Origin of the sequence: Halobellus captivus (genome assembly GCF_007655485.1) — an archaeon.
GTDB classification, from domain to species: Archaea; Halobacteriota; Halobacteria; order Halobacteriales; family Haloferacaceae; genus Haloquadratum; species Haloquadratum captivum.
In genome coordinates, this window is sequence record NZ_VJXQ01000003.1 from 1 (window position 1) to 14,648 (window position 14,648).

13 protein-coding genes are annotated in these 14,648 nt (G+C 66.2%); 5 read left to right on the forward strand and 8 right to left on the reverse strand.

The window, feature by feature from the left end:
• Nucleotides 1-730: 730 nt before the first annotated feature.
• A complete protein-coding gene (locus FJT57_RS09420) occupies nt 731-1,063 on the reverse strand; it encodes a non-histone chromosomal MC1 family protein (RefSeq protein ID WP_144904530.1) in 333 nt (110 codons plus the stop codon).
• Nucleotides 1,064-1,355: 292 nt separating this feature from the next.
• Here FJT57_RS09420 and FJT57_RS09425 point away from each other — a divergent pair, with 292 nt between their 5' ends.
• Both FJT57_RS09425 and FJT57_RS09430 read left to right on the forward strand, forming a co-directional pair.
• Nucleotides 1,356-1,553 carry a hypothetical protein gene (locus FJT57_RS09425; protein WP_049987936.1) on the forward strand — a complete coding sequence of 66 codons (198 nt, stop codon included), beginning with the start codon at nt 1,356-1,358 and terminating at the stop codon, nt 1,551-1,553.
• 87 nt (nt 1,554-1,640) lie between these two features.
• Nucleotides 1,641-2,735: a quinone-dependent dihydroorotate dehydrogenase gene (locus FJT57_RS09430; RefSeq protein ID WP_144904532.1), complete on the forward strand. Its 1,095-nt coding sequence runs from the start codon at nt 1,641-1,643 to the stop codon at nt 2,733-2,735.
• Between the two features lie 63 nt (nt 2,736-2,798).
• Here FJT57_RS09430 and FJT57_RS09435 read toward each other — a convergent pair whose 3' ends face one another.
• The 4 genes from FJT57_RS09435 to FJT57_RS17195 all read right to left on the reverse strand — a co-directional run bounded on the left by FJT57_RS09435 (nt 2,799) and on the right by FJT57_RS17195 (nt 9,221).
• Nucleotides 2,799-5,441 (reverse strand): valine--tRNA ligase, encoded by a 2,643-nt coding sequence (locus FJT57_RS09435; protein WP_144904534.1) that lies wholly within the window; start codon nt 5,439-5,441, stop codon nt 2,799-2,801.
• Nucleotides 5,442-5,636: 195 nt separating this feature from the next.
• A complete protein-coding gene (gene pheT, locus FJT57_RS09440; protein ID WP_144904536.1) occupies nt 5,637-7,382 on the reverse strand; it encodes a phenylalanine--tRNA ligase subunit beta in 1,746 nt (581 codons plus the stop codon).
• On the reverse strand, nt 7,382-8,923 hold the full coding sequence (pheS, locus tag FJT57_RS09445; RefSeq protein ID WP_144904538.1) for a phenylalanine--tRNA ligase subunit alpha: 1,542 nt from the start codon (nt 8,921-8,923) through the stop codon (nt 7,382-7,384). Before pheS ends, pheT begins: the two co-directional genes overlap by 1 nt.
• Before the next feature lie 169 nt (nt 8,924-9,092).
• Nucleotides 9,093-9,221, reverse strand: a complete 129-nt coding sequence (locus FJT57_RS17195) for a hypothetical protein (protein WP_275264660.1) — start codon at nt 9,219-9,221, stop codon at nt 9,093-9,095.
• 113 nt (nt 9,222-9,334) lie between these two features.
• Between FJT57_RS17195 and FJT57_RS09450 the strand changes: the two genes are divergently transcribed.
• The gene (locus FJT57_RS09450; RefSeq protein WP_144904539.1) at nt 9,335-9,622 is read left to right on the forward strand and encodes an amphi-Trp domain-containing protein; all 288 of its coding nucleotides are present in this window, start codon (nt 9,335-9,337) and stop codon (nt 9,620-9,622) included.
• Nucleotides 9,623-9,646: 24 nt separating this feature from the next.
• On the opposite strand, the gene FJT57_RS09455 is transcribed toward FJT57_RS09450, so the two are convergent.
• From FJT57_RS09455 to FJT57_RS09465, 3 genes are all read right to left on the reverse strand, one after another.
• Nucleotides 9,647-11,452 carry a tryptophan--tRNA ligase gene (locus FJT57_RS09455; protein WP_144904541.1) on the reverse strand — a complete coding sequence of 602 codons (1,806 nt, stop codon included), beginning with the start codon at nt 11,450-11,452 and terminating at the stop codon, nt 9,647-9,649.
• A complete protein-coding gene (gene endA / locus FJT57_RS09460) occupies nt 11,449-12,630 on the reverse strand; it encodes a tRNA-intron lyase (protein WP_144904543.1) in 1,182 nt (393 codons plus the stop codon). The genes FJT57_RS09455 and endA overlap by 4 nt, the downstream gene beginning before the upstream one ends.
• A gap of 286 nt (nt 12,631-12,916) precedes the next feature.
• The gene (locus FJT57_RS09465) at nt 12,917-13,657 is read right to left on the reverse strand and encodes a PDDEXK family nuclease (RefSeq protein ID WP_144904545.1); all 741 of its coding nucleotides are present in this window, start codon (nt 13,655-13,657) and stop codon (nt 12,917-12,919) included.
• Nucleotides 13,658-13,732: 75 nt separating this feature from the next.
• On the opposite strand from FJT57_RS09465, the gene FJT57_RS09470 reads away from it, so the two are divergent.
• Nucleotides 13,733-14,386, forward strand: coding sequence for an HAD family hydrolase (locus tag FJT57_RS09470; protein WP_144904547.1), 654 nt, complete (start codon nt 13,733-13,735; stop codon nt 14,384-14,386).
• A 42-nt stretch (nt 14,387-14,428) separates the two neighbouring features.
• Nucleotides 14,429-14,644, forward strand: coding sequence for a hypothetical protein (locus FJT57_RS09475; RefSeq protein WP_144904549.1), 216 nt, complete (start codon nt 14,429-14,431; stop codon nt 14,642-14,644).
• Nucleotides 14,645-14,648: the final 4 nt, after the last annotated feature.

Genomic DNA, 14,648 nt, shown 5'->3' on the forward strand with positions numbered 1-14,648 from the left:
CGAACCACCAAGGCTAACATCAGATCCCATCTGTACGGCGGACCGCAGGGGTGGAATCCTCATCTCTTGCGGACATAGGCATACGTCGGATAGGGCCATAAAGGCTCCGATCCGCGCTGCTGCCGACCGAAGTCGGCGTGTCCGATCGGGCGCGGGGTTGAACCGCACCCAGTCGCGGTGTGTCGTTCGCATTCATCCGAAACCGACTCGAACACTTAAGCCCGTCGTATCTCCTTCGGCCCGAGACCGGGTCGAAGGCGAACGGGGTTCGAGAGGTTCCGTCGTAGATCCCAGCCGGGGTGACCCGGGTGGGCTTCCGCGTATTTTACCGAATGCCGGGGTGACATAAAAGACCGTCGAACCGTCCCCGCCACGTTATGCGATTTCACACCCAAGAGGGTCAAAAAGAACGGACGTGAAACTGCGCTCACAGCTTGCTTCGTTCCCGAACGACAACGCGTAGCGGGCGACATTATCGGCCGCGCTGAGAGACAACACGTACGCATCGCTCAGCGATGATAATATCGCGCGGTCGGAGGCCGACACGTCATCCCTCGCGTGTGGCGTGCGGTCTGGTCGGATGATAACCGCGCGAGCGCAACTCGTCTCGGCGCGGGGAAAGTGATGTCGGATCCGCCCGACGGGATGGCAGAAGGAAGTGAGAACGGCAACCGAGACGCGAAGAGCGGCTCTAACCGAAGTGCAGACGGGAACGCCTCGCGCGCGGAGATTATCTCTCGATGTGTTCGATGCCCTGCTTCGCGACGTTGCCTCGAGTGACGGTGGAGACCTCGTTCTGCTGCATCCACCCGGGCTTGTCGTTGGGTGCAGTGTCGTGCCACGCCCACGCTTCGTACACGTGCACGCGGTCTGTGCCGCGTTCGAGCAGTCTGATCTCGGTCGGGTTCTCCTTCGCCTCGTCTTCGGACTCGTAGGAGTCATACCCCTCGAGTCGACGCGCCGCCTTCAGCGCGGCCTGACGCGGCATCCGGCCGGTGAACTGTTTGGTCTTCTCGCCGTCTTCGAGCATTACGAAGTTCCGTTTGCCGTCCTCTCGTACCATCGATATGTACCTCTATGCCAACGATACGCACAGTCTGGCATAAATATATCGGCAAAAATCGACTGCGGCGGCGGGGTCGAGGGCCGAACAGTCGACAGCAGACCGCTCTCCCGACGAGCGCGCGGGAGCGAAAACCGGCCCCGATCGCGTCGGTTTGGGACCGATCGCGTGAGTTCGCGTGCGAATATTGCCGCGGAGCCGACGTCAGCCACACTGTTTCGGGACGAATCGAAGCAAAGCGTAAACAACACTTATGTATGTGCTGTGGCGAAGCATCGCGTAGACAGCTCCGATGGTTCGGAAAAAGAAGCTCAGCCCGAGTGGCGCGAAAGACGAAGATGGCGAGTATCACAACGTCCACGTCAACCTCCACGAAGACGAACTCGCCGTGGCCGGAATGGAAATCGGCGACGAAGTGTTCGTTCGGGTCCGAGACGGCAAGATCATCATTCAGAAGGCGGACCCAGACGCGGTCGAACACGACTTCTGAGCCCCCGATGATCCGAGGTACCGACCGATCGGCACAGGTCCGCCGGACGAGCCAGACCCCGCGCGCGAGAGAATCGTGATCCGTTCGATGTACCGCGCGCTTCGCCCGATTCTGTTCTCACTGCCCGCGGAGACCGCACACGGGACGGTGCACCGCGGACTGAACGCGATCCAGCGCACGCCCGTCGAGCGGTTCCTCCGGGATCGGCTCGTCGTCGACGACGACAGGCTCGCCGTCGACGCGTTCGGACAGTCCTTCTCGAATCCGATCGGCGTCGCCGCCGGGTTCGACAAGAACGCCGAGCTACCCACTGTCCTCGGCGCGCTCGGCTTCGGCCACGTCGAGGTGGGCGGCGTCACCGCGCACGCCCAGCCCGGGAACCCGCGCCCGCGGATGTTCCGCCTCGTGGAGGATCGGGCGATCATCAATCGAATGGGGCTCAACAACGAGGGCGCAGACGCCGTGGCCGAGCGGCTCCGTTCGACCCCCGACCCGGGACTCCCCGTCGGCGTCAACGTCGCGCTCTCGGAGGCGACCGACGCCGCCGACGCGCCCGCGGACTACCGATACACCTACGAGCGCGTCGCGGACGTTACCGAGCGAAGCTCGATAGCCAGCCGGACGCAGTCCGGCAACGTCGCCGACTACCTCGCGGTCAACGTCTCCTGCCCCAACAGCGAGGGGATGCGCGAACTGCAGAACCGCGAGTCGCTGGAGGCGATTCTCGGCGAGTTAGTCGACGCGGGCGCGTCACCGCTCCTCGTGAAGCTCTCGCCCGATCTGCCCGACCCCGCGATCGAGGACGCGCTCGCAGTCGTCGACGACTTCGACCTCGACGGCGTCATCGCGACCAACACGACGACCGATCGTCCGTCAGGGCTCGAAAGCCCGAACCGAGCGGAGACGGGTGGACTCTCCGGAAAACCGATCGAGAACCGCGCGACCGAGATGGTCCGCTTCGTCGCCGAGCGGACGGACGTCCCCGTCGTCGGCGTCGGCGGCGTCTCCGACGCCGCGGGCGCGTACGCGAAGATCCGTGCGGGCGCGAGCCTCGTCCAACTGTACACCGGCCTCGTCTACGAGGGGCCGACGCTCGCGCGCGACATCAACGAGGGACTGCTCGAACGGCTCGAACGAGACGGGTTCGACAGCGTCGAGGACGCAGTCGGCGCGGATCTGTAACGCGGCCGGAGAATCTGAATCTGTAGCGTGGCCGGGAAAAACAGGAGACGCTCGCGACGAAAGTCAGTCGGCGCGGTGGACGATCACGATCGCGTCGCCCGCTTCGAGCATCTCGCCCTCGCCGACGTACCGCCGCTCCTCTTCGATCTCGAACATCTCCGCCGCCAATTCGACGCCCGCGACGCGGAGTTTCCCATCCACCGTCTCGTACTCGCCCTCCGCGAGCGCGGCTTCGATCTCGGAGACCTGACTCCCGAACTCGGGGCCGACGAGCGAGTAATCGAGATCGACGCCGGTGACGACAGATTCGATCGCCGGGCGCTCATCGAGCGTGTCCAGCTCCCCGACGTGCATCACGCTCGAGATGTCCGCCTCGAACCCGGAGACGTCGCCCCAGATCTCGACGCGATCTATCTCGGCGTTCATCGGAAGTTGCTCGTCGCTCTTGTACTTCCGGAGCGCGCCGACCACCGCCATCGCCGTTTCGCCCGCTTCGACGTCGGCGTCGACGCCGAGCGGTTCGGGCCACCCGCTGCGGTGGATGCTCTCGGTCGCGTCGTGCATATCGTACCACAGCTCCTCCGTCGCGTGCGCGAGAATCGGCGAGAAGAGCTTCAGGAACCGCCGGTGCGCGACGTCGAGCGTGTACGCCGCGGAGGCGTCGCCGTCGTTGTCGCGGACGCGCTGCTTCGCGATTTCGAGGTAGTCGTCACAGAACGTGTGCCAGAAGAAGCCCCGGAGGCCGTCGCGGGCCTTCGAGAACTCGCGGCTCTCGAACAGGTCGGTGACGCGCTCGATCTCTCGGTCCAGTTCCGCGAGGAGCCAGCGGTCGAGTTGGGCGAGGTCCTCGTGCTCGAACGCCCCGGGCGCGTCCTCTGTCAGACTCTCGACGAGTTTCGAGGCGTTCCAGAGCTTTCGCAGGAGCTTCTCGCCAGCGCGGAGCCCCTTCTCCGAGTAGGGGAGGTCGTCGCCGACGGCCGACCCCGCCGCCCAGTAGCGCGCGGCGTCGACGGGGAACTTCGAGACGACCTCGTCGGGCGAGACGACGTTCCCCTTCGACTTCGACATCTTCTCTCGGTTCTCGTCGAGCACCATCCCGTTGATCATCACGCTGTCGAACGGCACCTCGCCGGTGTGTTCGTAGCACTTCACGACCGTGTGGAACAGCCAAAACGAGATGATGTCGTGGCCCTGCGGCCGGAGATCGAACTGGTAGAGTTCGGGGTTCTCGAACGAGAATCCGTCTTCCTCGTCCCAGTCCCAGCCCGCGTTGATCAGCGGCGTGAGAGAGGAGGTCGCCCACGTGTCGAAGACGTCGTCCTCGGGCTCGAACTCGTCGTGGCCGCACTCGGGACAGGCGTCGACCGGGGGCTCGTCGCTCAGCGGATCGACCGGGAGGTCCGCTTTCTCCGCGAGCACGACGTGCTCGCAGTCGGCGCAGTACCACACCGGGAACGGGATCCCCGAGGATCGCTGCCGGGAGATCGCCCAGTCCCACTGGAGCCCCTCGATCCAGTTCTTGTATCGCGTGAACATCTTCTCGGGGAACCAGTCCATCTCGCGACCGGCCTGCAGGTACTCCTCGCGCTTGTCGAGCAGTTCGATGTACCACTGGTCCTTCACGAGGAACTCGACGCTCGTCCCGCAGCGCTCGTGGACGTTCACGGTGTGCGTGATCGAGCGGCGGTCGAGGAGCGCCCCCGCGTCGTCGAGGTCGTCGACGATTCGCTCTCTGGCCTCCTCCGAGGAGAGCCCCTCGTACCCGCCCGCGACGTCGGTCAGCGTGCCCGATTCGTCGATGGCGATTCGGAGGTCCAGATCGTGCGCCTGGTACCACTCGATGTCGGTCTGGTCGCCGAACGTACAGCACATCACGATACCGGAGCCGGTCTCCATATCGACCCGCTCGTCGGCGATGATCGGTACCTCGTGATCGAACAGCGGGATCCGCGCCTCCTCGCCGACGAGGTACTGGTTCTCGTCGTCGTCGGGGTGGACAAACACCGCGACGCAGGCGGGCAAGAGTTCCGGGCGGGTCGTCGAGATGGTGAACGTCTCCAATTCTCCCTCCCCGGCGTCGGCATCCGCCCCGCCAACGACCTCGAAGGCGATGTCGTGGAAGTGACTCGGCTGTTCGTCGTCCTCCGTTTCCACCTGCGAAATCGCCGTCTCGCACTCGGGACACCAGATCGCAGGCGCGCGCTGGCGGTACTCTCTACCACGGTCGTGGAGGTCGATGAAGGAGAGCTGTGAAATGCGACGAACCTCGGGCGAGATCGTCTGATACGTCTGGTTCCAGTCGATCGAGATGCCGAGGCTCTGCATCTTCTCGGTGAACTCCGCCTCGTACTCCGCACAGACCTCCTGAGTCATCCGCTGGAACTCCCGGCGCTCGTAGTCCTGGTGGCGGACGTCGAGTTCGTCTTCGGCCAAACGCTCGGAGGCGATACCGTTGTCGTCGTAGCCGAACGGGAAGTAGACGTCCTTGCCGCGCATCCGGTTGAACCGAGCGACGAAGTCCTGCAGCGTGAAGCCGTAGACGTGGCCCCAGTGCAGGCTCCCGGATACCGTCGGCGGCGGCGAGTCGATCGAGAAGGCGGTGTCGGGGTCCTCCGCACTCCCCTCGTACGCGTAGGTCTCGTCGTCGACCCACCGGTCTTGCCACTTCCGTTCGACGGTTTCGGGGTCGTATTCTCCGCTCGGCATTCTCGGGAGAAAATACCGGCGGGCGGCGTGTTAAGTCACTCGATTACCGGCTTCAGGGGCGAAGACGGGACGGGTGATTGTGAGGAGGACGAAGGCGGAGAGAGCGAAGTCAGAGCGGAACAGATCGCGAAGAGAGTGAAATCAGATCCAGTCGTTGCCAAACGCCTCAAACCACTCGTCGTCGAATACCCCGAACTACTCGTCGCCGAGCGCTTCGAGATCGAACTCGAAGGCCGCGACCGGCAGTTCGAGGTCGTGCTCGACCAGGATCTCCGGATGGAGTTCGCCGACGACGCCGACGGGCTCGCCGTCGATCACGACCGACGCGACGCGACCGTCGATGAACGAGGGGTGCTCCGTCGGCGGCGTTTCGAGATCGACGTCGAAGTCCCGACAGATCGTCTGCAGGCGCGCCTTCGCGTCCTCGTAGGTGGCGTCGTGGCGAGCCAGCACGCCCGCGACGTGTCGGCGCTCGCGAACCCGGGTGTTGACGTCGTCGTCGCGTTCGGCCACGAGGCCGACCTCCGCGAGATCCTGCGGGTACGCGCGGTGCGTGTTGTTCTCCAAGACCATCGCGAGCGACGGCAGCGCCCACGGGCGGAGGATCTCGTAGTCCTCGCTGTAGGGTTCGGTGATCCGAACCGGGTCGCCGCCGCCGAGGATGTCGCTCCCGACCTCGACGTTCATCCGCTCGTAGACCTCCGTCTCGCTCGTCATATGGAAGTTCAGGAGGTCCTCGAAGCCGAGACCGGTCAGGACGTTTCGGGTCGCCGCTTCGAGCCGGGATCGCTCGTGGCGGCCGCCGACCGTGCCGACGTCGGGGTACCGCGGTTCGAGCTCGTCGAAGCCGTACGCGCGACCGACGTCGTCGACGAGGTCGAGCGGGTGAAGCACGTCGACGCGGTACGGCGGGATCGACACCTCGTAGGACGTGGTCTCGGGATCTTCGGAATCCACCACGACCGCGCCGAGCCCGGAGCGCTCGAAGAGGTCGACGACCTCCTCGCTCGCGAACTCGACGCCGAGCATCCTCTCGATGCGGTCGTGGGAGACGGACTTCGTCTCGACCTCGAAGTCGGGGCGGACGAGCGTCCGTTCGCCCTCCGGCGACGACTCGCCGTAGACGATCTCGACGTCCTCGATCGTCGCGCCGCGCGCCGAGAGCGCGTAGCAGATGATGTTGCACATCCGGTCGATCGTCCACTGATCAGTGCCAGTAAGTTCGACCAGCAGATCCCGCGAGTCCGTCGACACCTCGGTCCGGCGACCGTTGATGACCGGCGGGAACGAGAACAGCCCGAGTTCGTCGTAGATCGCCGGGTAGCGGTCGTATTCGCGGACGATATCCGCGTACTTCTCGCCGGTCGGGTGCTCCTCCAGCACCGCGGCGGGCGTCATCTCTCGATCGCTGTCGAGCGGGACGAACGTGTCGCCCTCGGGGTCGATACCGGTGTAGGTGATCGAATTGCCGTCACCCTCCTCGGAGAGCACGTCACCCTTGATCGCCACCAGGTCGTGAATCCCGATCGCGCCCTTCGCGCGCTTGCGACCCATCGTCGCGTGGAGTTTCTCCTGGAGCTGGATCAACGAGTCCAGCGCCGCCTCGTCGAGGGTGACGCCGCGGACGATCGCACCCGTCACGTACGGCCGCTCGTCGGGGACGTTGGCGTCGACGACGTACGTGAAGTCAGGATCGTTGGTGTCGGGGACGGCCACGCCGCGCGCGTCGCCGTAGTGATAGCGGAGCGAGCGCGCGACGCCCTCGACGGAGAGCCGATCGAGGCGGTCGGGACCGAACTCAAACTGCAGCAGGCCCTCCTCGGTCTCGCCCTCGTACTCCAGGCCGAGGCCGAACAGGTCGGATTTCAGTTCCTCGTCGCCCTTCTCCTCGTGACCGGTCAGCTCCCGAAGCTCGTCGGGATCGATGTCGACGACAGGCATCAGTAGGTCACCTCCGCGCCGCGGAGGAAATCAAGGTCCGCGAGCGTCCCGTGCAGGTCGCGGATGTCCTCCGCGCCCGTGGTGAGCATCGCGAGTCGCTCCAGAGCGAGCCCCCACGCCATCACGTCGTGCTCGACGCCGAGCGGTTCGAGCACCTCGTCGCGGAACATCCCCGAATTTCCGATCTCGATCAGTTCGCCCGTCGTGGGATGGCGGCCGAACAGCTCGAAGGACGGCTCCGTATAGGGGTTGTAGTGCGGTTTGAACTGGACGTCGGTAATGCCGAACTGCTCGTAGAACTCGACGAACGTGCCCATCAGGTCCCGTACTGAGAGGTCCTCGGCCATCACCCAGCCCTCGATCTGGAAGAACTCCAGTAAGTGGGTCGCGTCCAGCGTGTCGTTGCGGTACACCTTCTCGACGGAGAAGTACCGCTGCGGCGGTTCGAGGTCGCCGATCTGCGTGCCGGAAAGGTAGCGCATCGACAGCGACGTGGTGTGTCCGCGGAGCGCGATCGCTCGCGCGAAGTCCTCGGACCACGGCGAGTGGTAGCCGTCGCCGTCCTCGTCGACGCCCTCGCGATGGGTGCGCTCGACGCGGTCGACGAGGTCTTCGGGCAGGTCCTCGATCGGCGGCACGTCGAGCGCGAAGCGGTCCCAGTGAGTCCGCGCCGGGTGGTCCTGCGGCATAAACAGGCAGTCGTTGATCCAGAAATCCGCGTCGGCGTGGGGGCCGTCCATCTCCTGGAAGCCCATCCCGACGAGGACGTCCTTCACGCGCTCTGCTGTCTGGCGGAGCACGTGGGTCTTGCCGCCGCGGACCTCGGGTGCGTCGGCCTCGACGTTGTACTCGGTGAACTCGACGTCTGCCCACTCGCCGGAGGTGAGCATCTCGGGAGTCAGTCGGTCGACCGTCTCGGCGGCCTCGACGCCCTCCATCAGCGCCGTGACGCCCGCGTCGGTGAGCGTGACCGTGCGGACAGTGCGCTCGTGACGCTCGATGAGGTTCCGCGACACGAGTTGGTCGAGGACGTCGCCGTCGACGTCGGCGAGTGTGTCTGCTTCAGCGCGGGTCTCACCGTCACCCTCGGCGTTCGCGAGAGCGACGAGCGCGACTGCCTCGGGATCGGATTCGGTGTCCGCGTCGCCGTCGGCCGACAGTTCGCCGCTGTCGATGTTGCCGTACCCCTTCCGTCCGAAGTTCGCCAGCGCGATGTCGACCTCCGGGCCGTCGAGGTCGGCCGCGCCGATGACGCGGCCCATCTGCACCGGACCGTCGGCCGCGCCAGCCTCGACCGCGGCGCGGTACAGTCGCACCTCGGGGAGCCCTGCGTCGACGTACGCCCGGCCCTCGTCAGTCAGTTCGTACGCCACCGACTCCGCTTCCGCGACGCCGAGGAAACCGCCGTCGCGAAGCTCGAAAACGGCCTGCGTCGCCGTCTCCGGCTTCAGGCCCGTCTCTTCTGCAAGGTGGTCGATCGACAGTTCGTCCGTCGCGCTCGCGGCGTTCAACACCGCGACCTGTGGTTCGGGTAATTTCATTTCTTTCGTGAGTCTCGCCGCAGCGTCGGTCGTTGTCGCGTCTACCGACCGGCCGCCAGTTAGCAGTTCCGAAGACCGCGGATCGTTCCCGCTTCCGTCGAGGTGTCTGGGGTCGGGGTGCAGTCCGTGCGCCGGGTCGGGCGGTTTCGCCGCCGATCACGACGCACCGTCAAAACGACGACACGCCGCGCTCGGGAGATTCACCGCCCTCACTCGATTCTAAAAAGAAGCCGGACCCACCGCTGTCTGTCGGTTGCATGTCGACGCCGCGCGCTGAGGAATCGGGTCCGGAGCGCATACGTGATCGCCTCCCGCTCCCAAAAGAAAACGATTGCGAAAGTATGAGAGGAAATAGCACGAAAATGGCTGTCAGGGGGCGCGTTTATCAATCGAAAGGGCGTACTGACACCAATGCCCGAAGAAGTCCTGTTTAAATCCGAGAGTCGTCAGAGCCGAGAATCGATCGCGACGTACCTGCGCGCTGTCGCGGATAAGCTTGAAGGGAGCGAGCCCGTCACGCTCAGCGCTGGCGGGGAGTCGGTGACCCTGGAACCGCCCGCACAGCCGACGTTCGAGGTGAAAGCCGAACGGGAGGGGCCAGCGGACGGCCCCGGCGAACTGAGCATCGAACTGGAAATCGAGTGGGACGAAGGCAGCGACGACGGCGCTGACGGCGACGGCGAGTTGACGATCGAGTAGCGTCGGGAGCCGGTAGCAGTCAGGTCAGTCGTCGCCGGGCGCGACGCCGCGGCGCGGCGATTCCAGCGAGATGTCCAGGTCTTCGAGGACCTCCTCGGCCTCCTCGCGCTTCTCCTGGTGATCTTCCAAGAACTCGCGCATCAGTTCCGCGGCCTGCTCCTTGCAGCCGCCGCAGAGGCGCTCGCCGCCGACGCACTCGTCGTAGACCTCCTTCGCGAACTCGTCGTCGTCGCCAGCGAGCAGGTAGGCGTACAGTTCGTAGACCGGACACTCGTCGGCTTTGCCGCCCAGCCGCCGCTGCTCTTCTGCGGTGTCGCGACCGCCGGTCGTCGCCGATTTCACTTTGTTATATCCATCCGCGGGGTCGTCGAGAAGCGAGATGTGCGACGCCGGGATCGACGACGACATCTTCCCGCCCGTGAGGCCGGTCATAAACCGATGGTAGATCGACGACGGCGGGACGAATCCGTAGCCGCCGTGGTCGAGTTCGATCTCTCGGGCCAGTTCCTCGGCCTCGGTCGCGTCGAGGTCGAACGCGTCGACGTGCTCGTCGTAGCGGCGCTTCTCGCCCTCGATCGCTTCCACGAGCGCCTCGAAGGCCGCGTCGGTCGCGTTACGGTCCAGGAAGCGAACGCGGGGGCGGAGCGGTTCCATCCCGCCGTTTTCGAGCTTCTCGATCGCCGATTCGACGACGTCGTCGGCGACGACGACGCCCAGTTCGTCGAGAGCGTCGCCGAGGTCCCCGTCGGGGGCCCCGCCGTCGGTATCGGAGCCAGCGCGCTCGGCGAGCCACGCGCCCGCCTCCCCGCAGCGCGGGCGCTCGGGCGCTTCGGCGTACGCCTCTCTGGCCTCGTAGACCGCACCGACGAGCGCGCGCTCGGCGTCGTCGAGCTCGAAGCTCGCGTACGCCTCTGTCATCTTGAAGAAACGCATCCGGGCGGCGAGGTCGCGCGCGAAGCGGACGTGCGGGTCCTGATCGGGGCCCACGGGGATGACCGTCGGCTTGGGCGAGTCGAGTTGCGGGTAGAGGATGTCGGCCATCTGCGTGACGACCGACTGCATGTGTGAGACGTTGGTCTCGCCGTCGAAGCCGTAGATCCCCTGGAACTCCGAGAAGTTCGCCTTCGAGCCGAGTTCGAAGGCGAGGTCCTGCAGTACGCGGTTTTCGGACTGCCGGTACAGTTCGCCCTCCTCGGGGTCGAAGCCGAGCGCGAGCAGGCTGAGGAGGTAATCGCGGGCGTGCTCGTCGATCTCCCCCCAGGTCATCCCGCGCGCGGAGTGCGCTTCGAGGTCGGCGATCAGCCCGTAGGCGTCCGCTCCCTGCTCTTGGTGCCAGATGATCTCGTCGAAGACGAGCTTGTGGCCGATGTGCGGGTCGCCGGTCGGCATAAATCCGGACAGGACCGCCGCGTCCTCGCCCTCCCGAAGCGCTTCGGCGACGGGGTCGTAGTCGCGGTGCCCGAAGATGACGCCGCGGCGCATCAGATAGTGCGGGTTCGGAACGTCGGGGAGGACGTCGTCGAACTCCTCGATGCCGAACTCCTCGAAGAGCTTTCGGTAGTCCGAGACCGTCGAGGAACCCCACGGGTCGAGCGCGACGTCGTCAGCGCCCGCGGCGGAGTCGTCGCCGGTGCCGCCGTCCGTCCGCAGTCGGACGGATTCGGGCGCTGCTGTTGCGTCCGTCGCATCCGGCGCATCCGCTACGTCCGTTGTATCCGCTACATCCGTTGTATCCGCTACGTCTGTCGCATCCGGTGCATCTGCTCCGTCCGGCCGCACTGTCTCGGTGACGTCGCCGTCGTCGGAGTCGCGAGCGTGGTCTCGTGTCATGGGGTCAGTCGGGCTACCGAGAGCCAGTCTATCTGGCCGTTCGCCGCGGTGAGCGCAAAAACCATTCGCTTCCGGACCCCTCCGGCGAGCCGGACGTCCAGCGAGAGGTCGCGTGGATAGAACGCGTGCTCGGGCGCGAGCACGCGCACGAGGTCCGTCGAGTGGCTCAGCGAGTCGACGTCGGTGAATGCCTCGTAGACGCGGAAGTCCGCGCCGAACTTGAATCCGCTCTTGGGGACGACGCCGCGGTCCCGGAGCGCGGCGTAGGTTCGGAGCCGTCGATCGAACCGCTCGCCCTCGACGTCGCGGCCGATCGCGACGACGTTCTCGGCGTCGACGTCGACGACGCCCCGCTCGGCGAGGTACGCTCCCTCGACGAGCGAGAGCTGCAGCGGCCCGCTGTCGGCGTTGCGGCCGAAGAGCCGCTGGCCGTAGAAGTGGTCCTCGTAGAGGTCGTCGGCGTCGTAGCAGACCACGCGGTCGTCGAACAGATCGGCGTCGACGGCGTCACCTCGATCGGCGTCGACGACGCTCTCGCGCGCGCCGGACTGCGAATCGTGTTCGTCGTCGGCCGTCGCACCGACCGCCGGATCGTCGTCCGTGTCGAAGTACGTCAACTCACCGTCCTCGTCGACGACCGCGAGGACGACGCCGCCCAGCGACGCCGCGGGGACGGCCTCACGCTCGCCCGCGACGCGGATTCGGTAGGCGACCTCGTCGTCCCACGGGCCCTTGCCGCGGGGGTAGACGACGAAGTCGGTGGCGGCGGCCCCCGTTTCAGTGCCGGTATCGCTCGCGACGGCGTCGTCGACGCCGGGCCAGCCCTCCCGCGCGGGCGAGAGGTAGAACCCGCGGTCGCGGAGGTCCTTGTAGACCGCGAAGCGAAGCGCCGCGCCCGTTCGAACGAGGAACGTCCGGAAATCCAGGCGCGAGGCGTCGACGTCGGACGCCATCCGAGACGCGTCAGTCGGATCGTCTTCGGATTCGTCGGTGGAACCGTCTTCGGATTCGTCGACGACGGCGTCTAAGTCCCCGCGCGAGAGGAGGTGCGCCGCCTCGACGGGTGCCAGTTCGATGCGGTTGCGATCGAGCGGGCGACCGTACCCGCGGGCGTCGTAGAACCGCTGTCTGGCGTTGCCGCCGACGCGGACCACGCCGTCGGCCAGTGTCCCGTCCATACTGGTTGTGGGTGTCGGCGGCGACATAGGGGCTGCGATTATCCGGGCAATATCGAGGAAGTGGTGCGGTAAACGCCGGAGCGAAAGAGCCAGTGATACCGCTGTGAGCCCCCGCGTGGTCGATTCGGAGCCCCTGCGAGCCCACCCGACGGCATCGCACCTCACCCTCCCCGGACGACTCCTCTCACGCGGCGTTCGCTCGTCGCCGCTCGCACGACTCGGCCGCGGGACGGGGCGCGCGGCAGCACGCGCACGAGGTCGATGAGCTGTCGCGAACCGGAAGCACTCACGTCTCGAATCGGTCGCACGTCGCGTCGAGACACCGTCGCCCGCGTGCGGTCTCGAAGAGTGGGAGCCCGCAGTCGCAGTCGTCGACGACGACGCCCGCCGGGATCGCAAAGGCGGTGTCGCAGTCGGGGTAGGCGTCACACCCCGCGAGCAGACGACCGCCGCGGCGGATGATTCGCAGATTGGACCCGCAGTCGGGGCAGGTCCACTGGCCGTCGAAGCGCTCGCGGACGGCGTCGTCGAGGGACTCACACGAGCGGTCGAGACAGAGTTCGAAGGCGTCGCCCGCCTCCGCGCGGATCTTCGGCAGACCGCACGAGTCGCACGTCTCGTCGAGGACGGTCGCGCCCGCGGGCAGCGGATACCTGACGTCGGTGTCGAGTCCGCAGACGTCGCCGCTCGCGCGCACCAGCGGTTCTCCCGTCCCAGGATGAGAGCCGACGGGAACGCCCGCCTCGGTCACCGGGTACTCGGCCCACCCGGCGGTCTCGTGGGAGACGACCCGGAGGGTCTGCCCTCCAGCGCGGGCGACGAGGCCGAACCCACCGTCGGCGGTCTCGACGGTCAGCGAGTCGGGGCGGGTGAGCCACGCGACGGGCTGATAGCCGTCGGCGTCGTGGACGAGTACCGTTCGGTCGGGTTTGACCACGATCGCGACGCGGCCGCGCTGCGTACGGGCGCGGGTGCCCTCGAACGTCGTCGTACAGTCTCCGGCGAAGACCCGAATCGTCTCGGACATACGACGGGCGTGGTCCCGCCTTCGGTGATAAGGGCTCTCACGAAGCTCTTTGACCGAGGGCGATTTGCTCCCTGTATGGACGTTCCCGACGACGCAGTGTTGTTCGATATGGACGGCGTGTTGGTCGATTCGGAGACGTACTGGCATCGGTTCGAGGACGACTGGGTCTTCGCGGAGGCGATCGAGAGCGGGTCCCCCGCCCACGAGGAGGTCACGGGGATGCCGTACTACGAGATCTACGACTACCTCGAGGAGACCTACGGGACGGCCGTGAGCAAAGACGAGTTCACCGCGAAGTACGAGGAGCGCGCGGTGTCGCTATACGGCGAACAGGTCGAGCTGACGGAGGGCGTTCCGGAGCTGTTCGAGGCGATCCGCGCCGACGGCCGGGCGCTCGCGATCGTCTCCTCAGCGCGACGGGCCTGGATCGACATCGTCCGCGAGCGGTTCGGCCTCGACCCGCTCGATTTCGTGTTGAGCGCCGAGGAGATCGACGAGCCCGGGAAGCCGGAGCCGTACGTGTACGAACACGCGGCGGCGGAACTGGGCCTCGAACCGTCCGAGTGCGTCGTCATCGAGGACTCGGTCAACGGCATCGAATCCGCCGCGTGCTCGGGCGCGTTCACGATCGGCTTCCGCTCGACGCACAACGCCGAGTTGGATCTCTCCCGGGCCGACGTCGTCGTCGAGAGCTGTGCGGAGTTGCGAGAGGTTCTCGAAATCGACTGAGCGGCCCAGAAAACCTAATTCCGTGTCCTCCCGACTGATCATATGGCCGAACGCACGGGGACGGCGGCGCTCATCGAAGCGCTCCGCGACCGCCGTCGAAACGCGGCCGCGCTCCTCGTCGTGATCGGGGTACTGATCGGGGCGGCGCTGGTCGGATCGAGGGGCGCGTACTTCACCGCAGCGCTGGTGGTCTTCTCGGTCTGGATGGCCTGGTTCGTGCTCGCCTGCATCGAGTGGATCAAGCGCGCCGACTTCTAGCGAA

What these genes read in the sequence shown, in the direction of transcription:
- FJT57_RS09475 (WP_144904549.1), top strand. Translation starts at nt 14,429, where the DNA reads ATGGCCGAACGCACGGGGACGGCGGCGCTCATCGAAGCGCTCCGCGAC.
- FJT57_RS09455 (WP_144904541.1), bottom strand. Translation starts at nt 11,452, where the DNA reads ATGACACGAGACCACGCTCGCGACTCCGACGACGGCGACGTCACCGAG.
- FJT57_RS09425 (WP_049987936.1), top strand. Translation starts at nt 1,356, where the DNA reads ATGGTTCGGAAAAAGAAGCTCAGCCCGAGTGGCGCGAAAGACGAAGAT.
- FJT57_RS09470 (WP_144904547.1), top strand. Translation starts at nt 13,733, where the DNA reads ATGGACGTTCCCGACGACGCAGTGTTGTTCGATATGGACGGCGTGTTG.
- pheT (WP_144904536.1), bottom strand. Translation starts at nt 7,382, where the DNA reads ATGCCTGTCGTCGACATCGATCCCGACGAGCTTCGGGAGCTGACCGGT.
- FJT57_RS09465 (WP_144904545.1), bottom strand. Translation starts at nt 13,657, where the DNA reads ATGTCCGAGACGATTCGGGTCTTCGCCGGAGACTGTACGACGACGTTC.
- FJT57_RS09450 (WP_144904539.1), top strand. Translation starts at nt 9,335, where the DNA reads ATGCCCGAAGAAGTCCTGTTTAAATCCGAGAGTCGTCAGAGCCGAGAA.
- endA (WP_144904543.1), bottom strand. Translation starts at nt 12,630, where the DNA reads ATGGACGGGACACTGGCCGACGGCGTGGTCCGCGTCGGCGGCAACGCC.
- FJT57_RS17195 (WP_275264660.1), bottom strand. Translation starts at nt 9,221, where the DNA reads ATGCGCTCCGGACCCGATTCCTCAGCGCGCGGCGTCGACATGCAACCG.
- pheS (WP_144904538.1), bottom strand. Translation starts at nt 8,923, where the DNA reads ATGAAATTACCCGAACCACAGGTCGCGGTGTTGAACGCCGCGAGCGCG.
- FJT57_RS09435 (WP_144904534.1), bottom strand. Translation starts at nt 5,441, where the DNA reads ATGCCGAGCGGAGAATACGACCCCGAAACCGTCGAACGGAAGTGGCAA.
- FJT57_RS09420 (WP_144904530.1), bottom strand. Translation starts at nt 1,063, where the DNA reads ATGGTACGAGAGGACGGCAAACGGAACTTCGTAATGCTCGAAGACGGC.
- FJT57_RS09430 (WP_144904532.1), top strand. Translation starts at nt 1,641, where the DNA reads ATGTACCGCGCGCTTCGCCCGATTCTGTTCTCACTGCCCGCGGAGACC.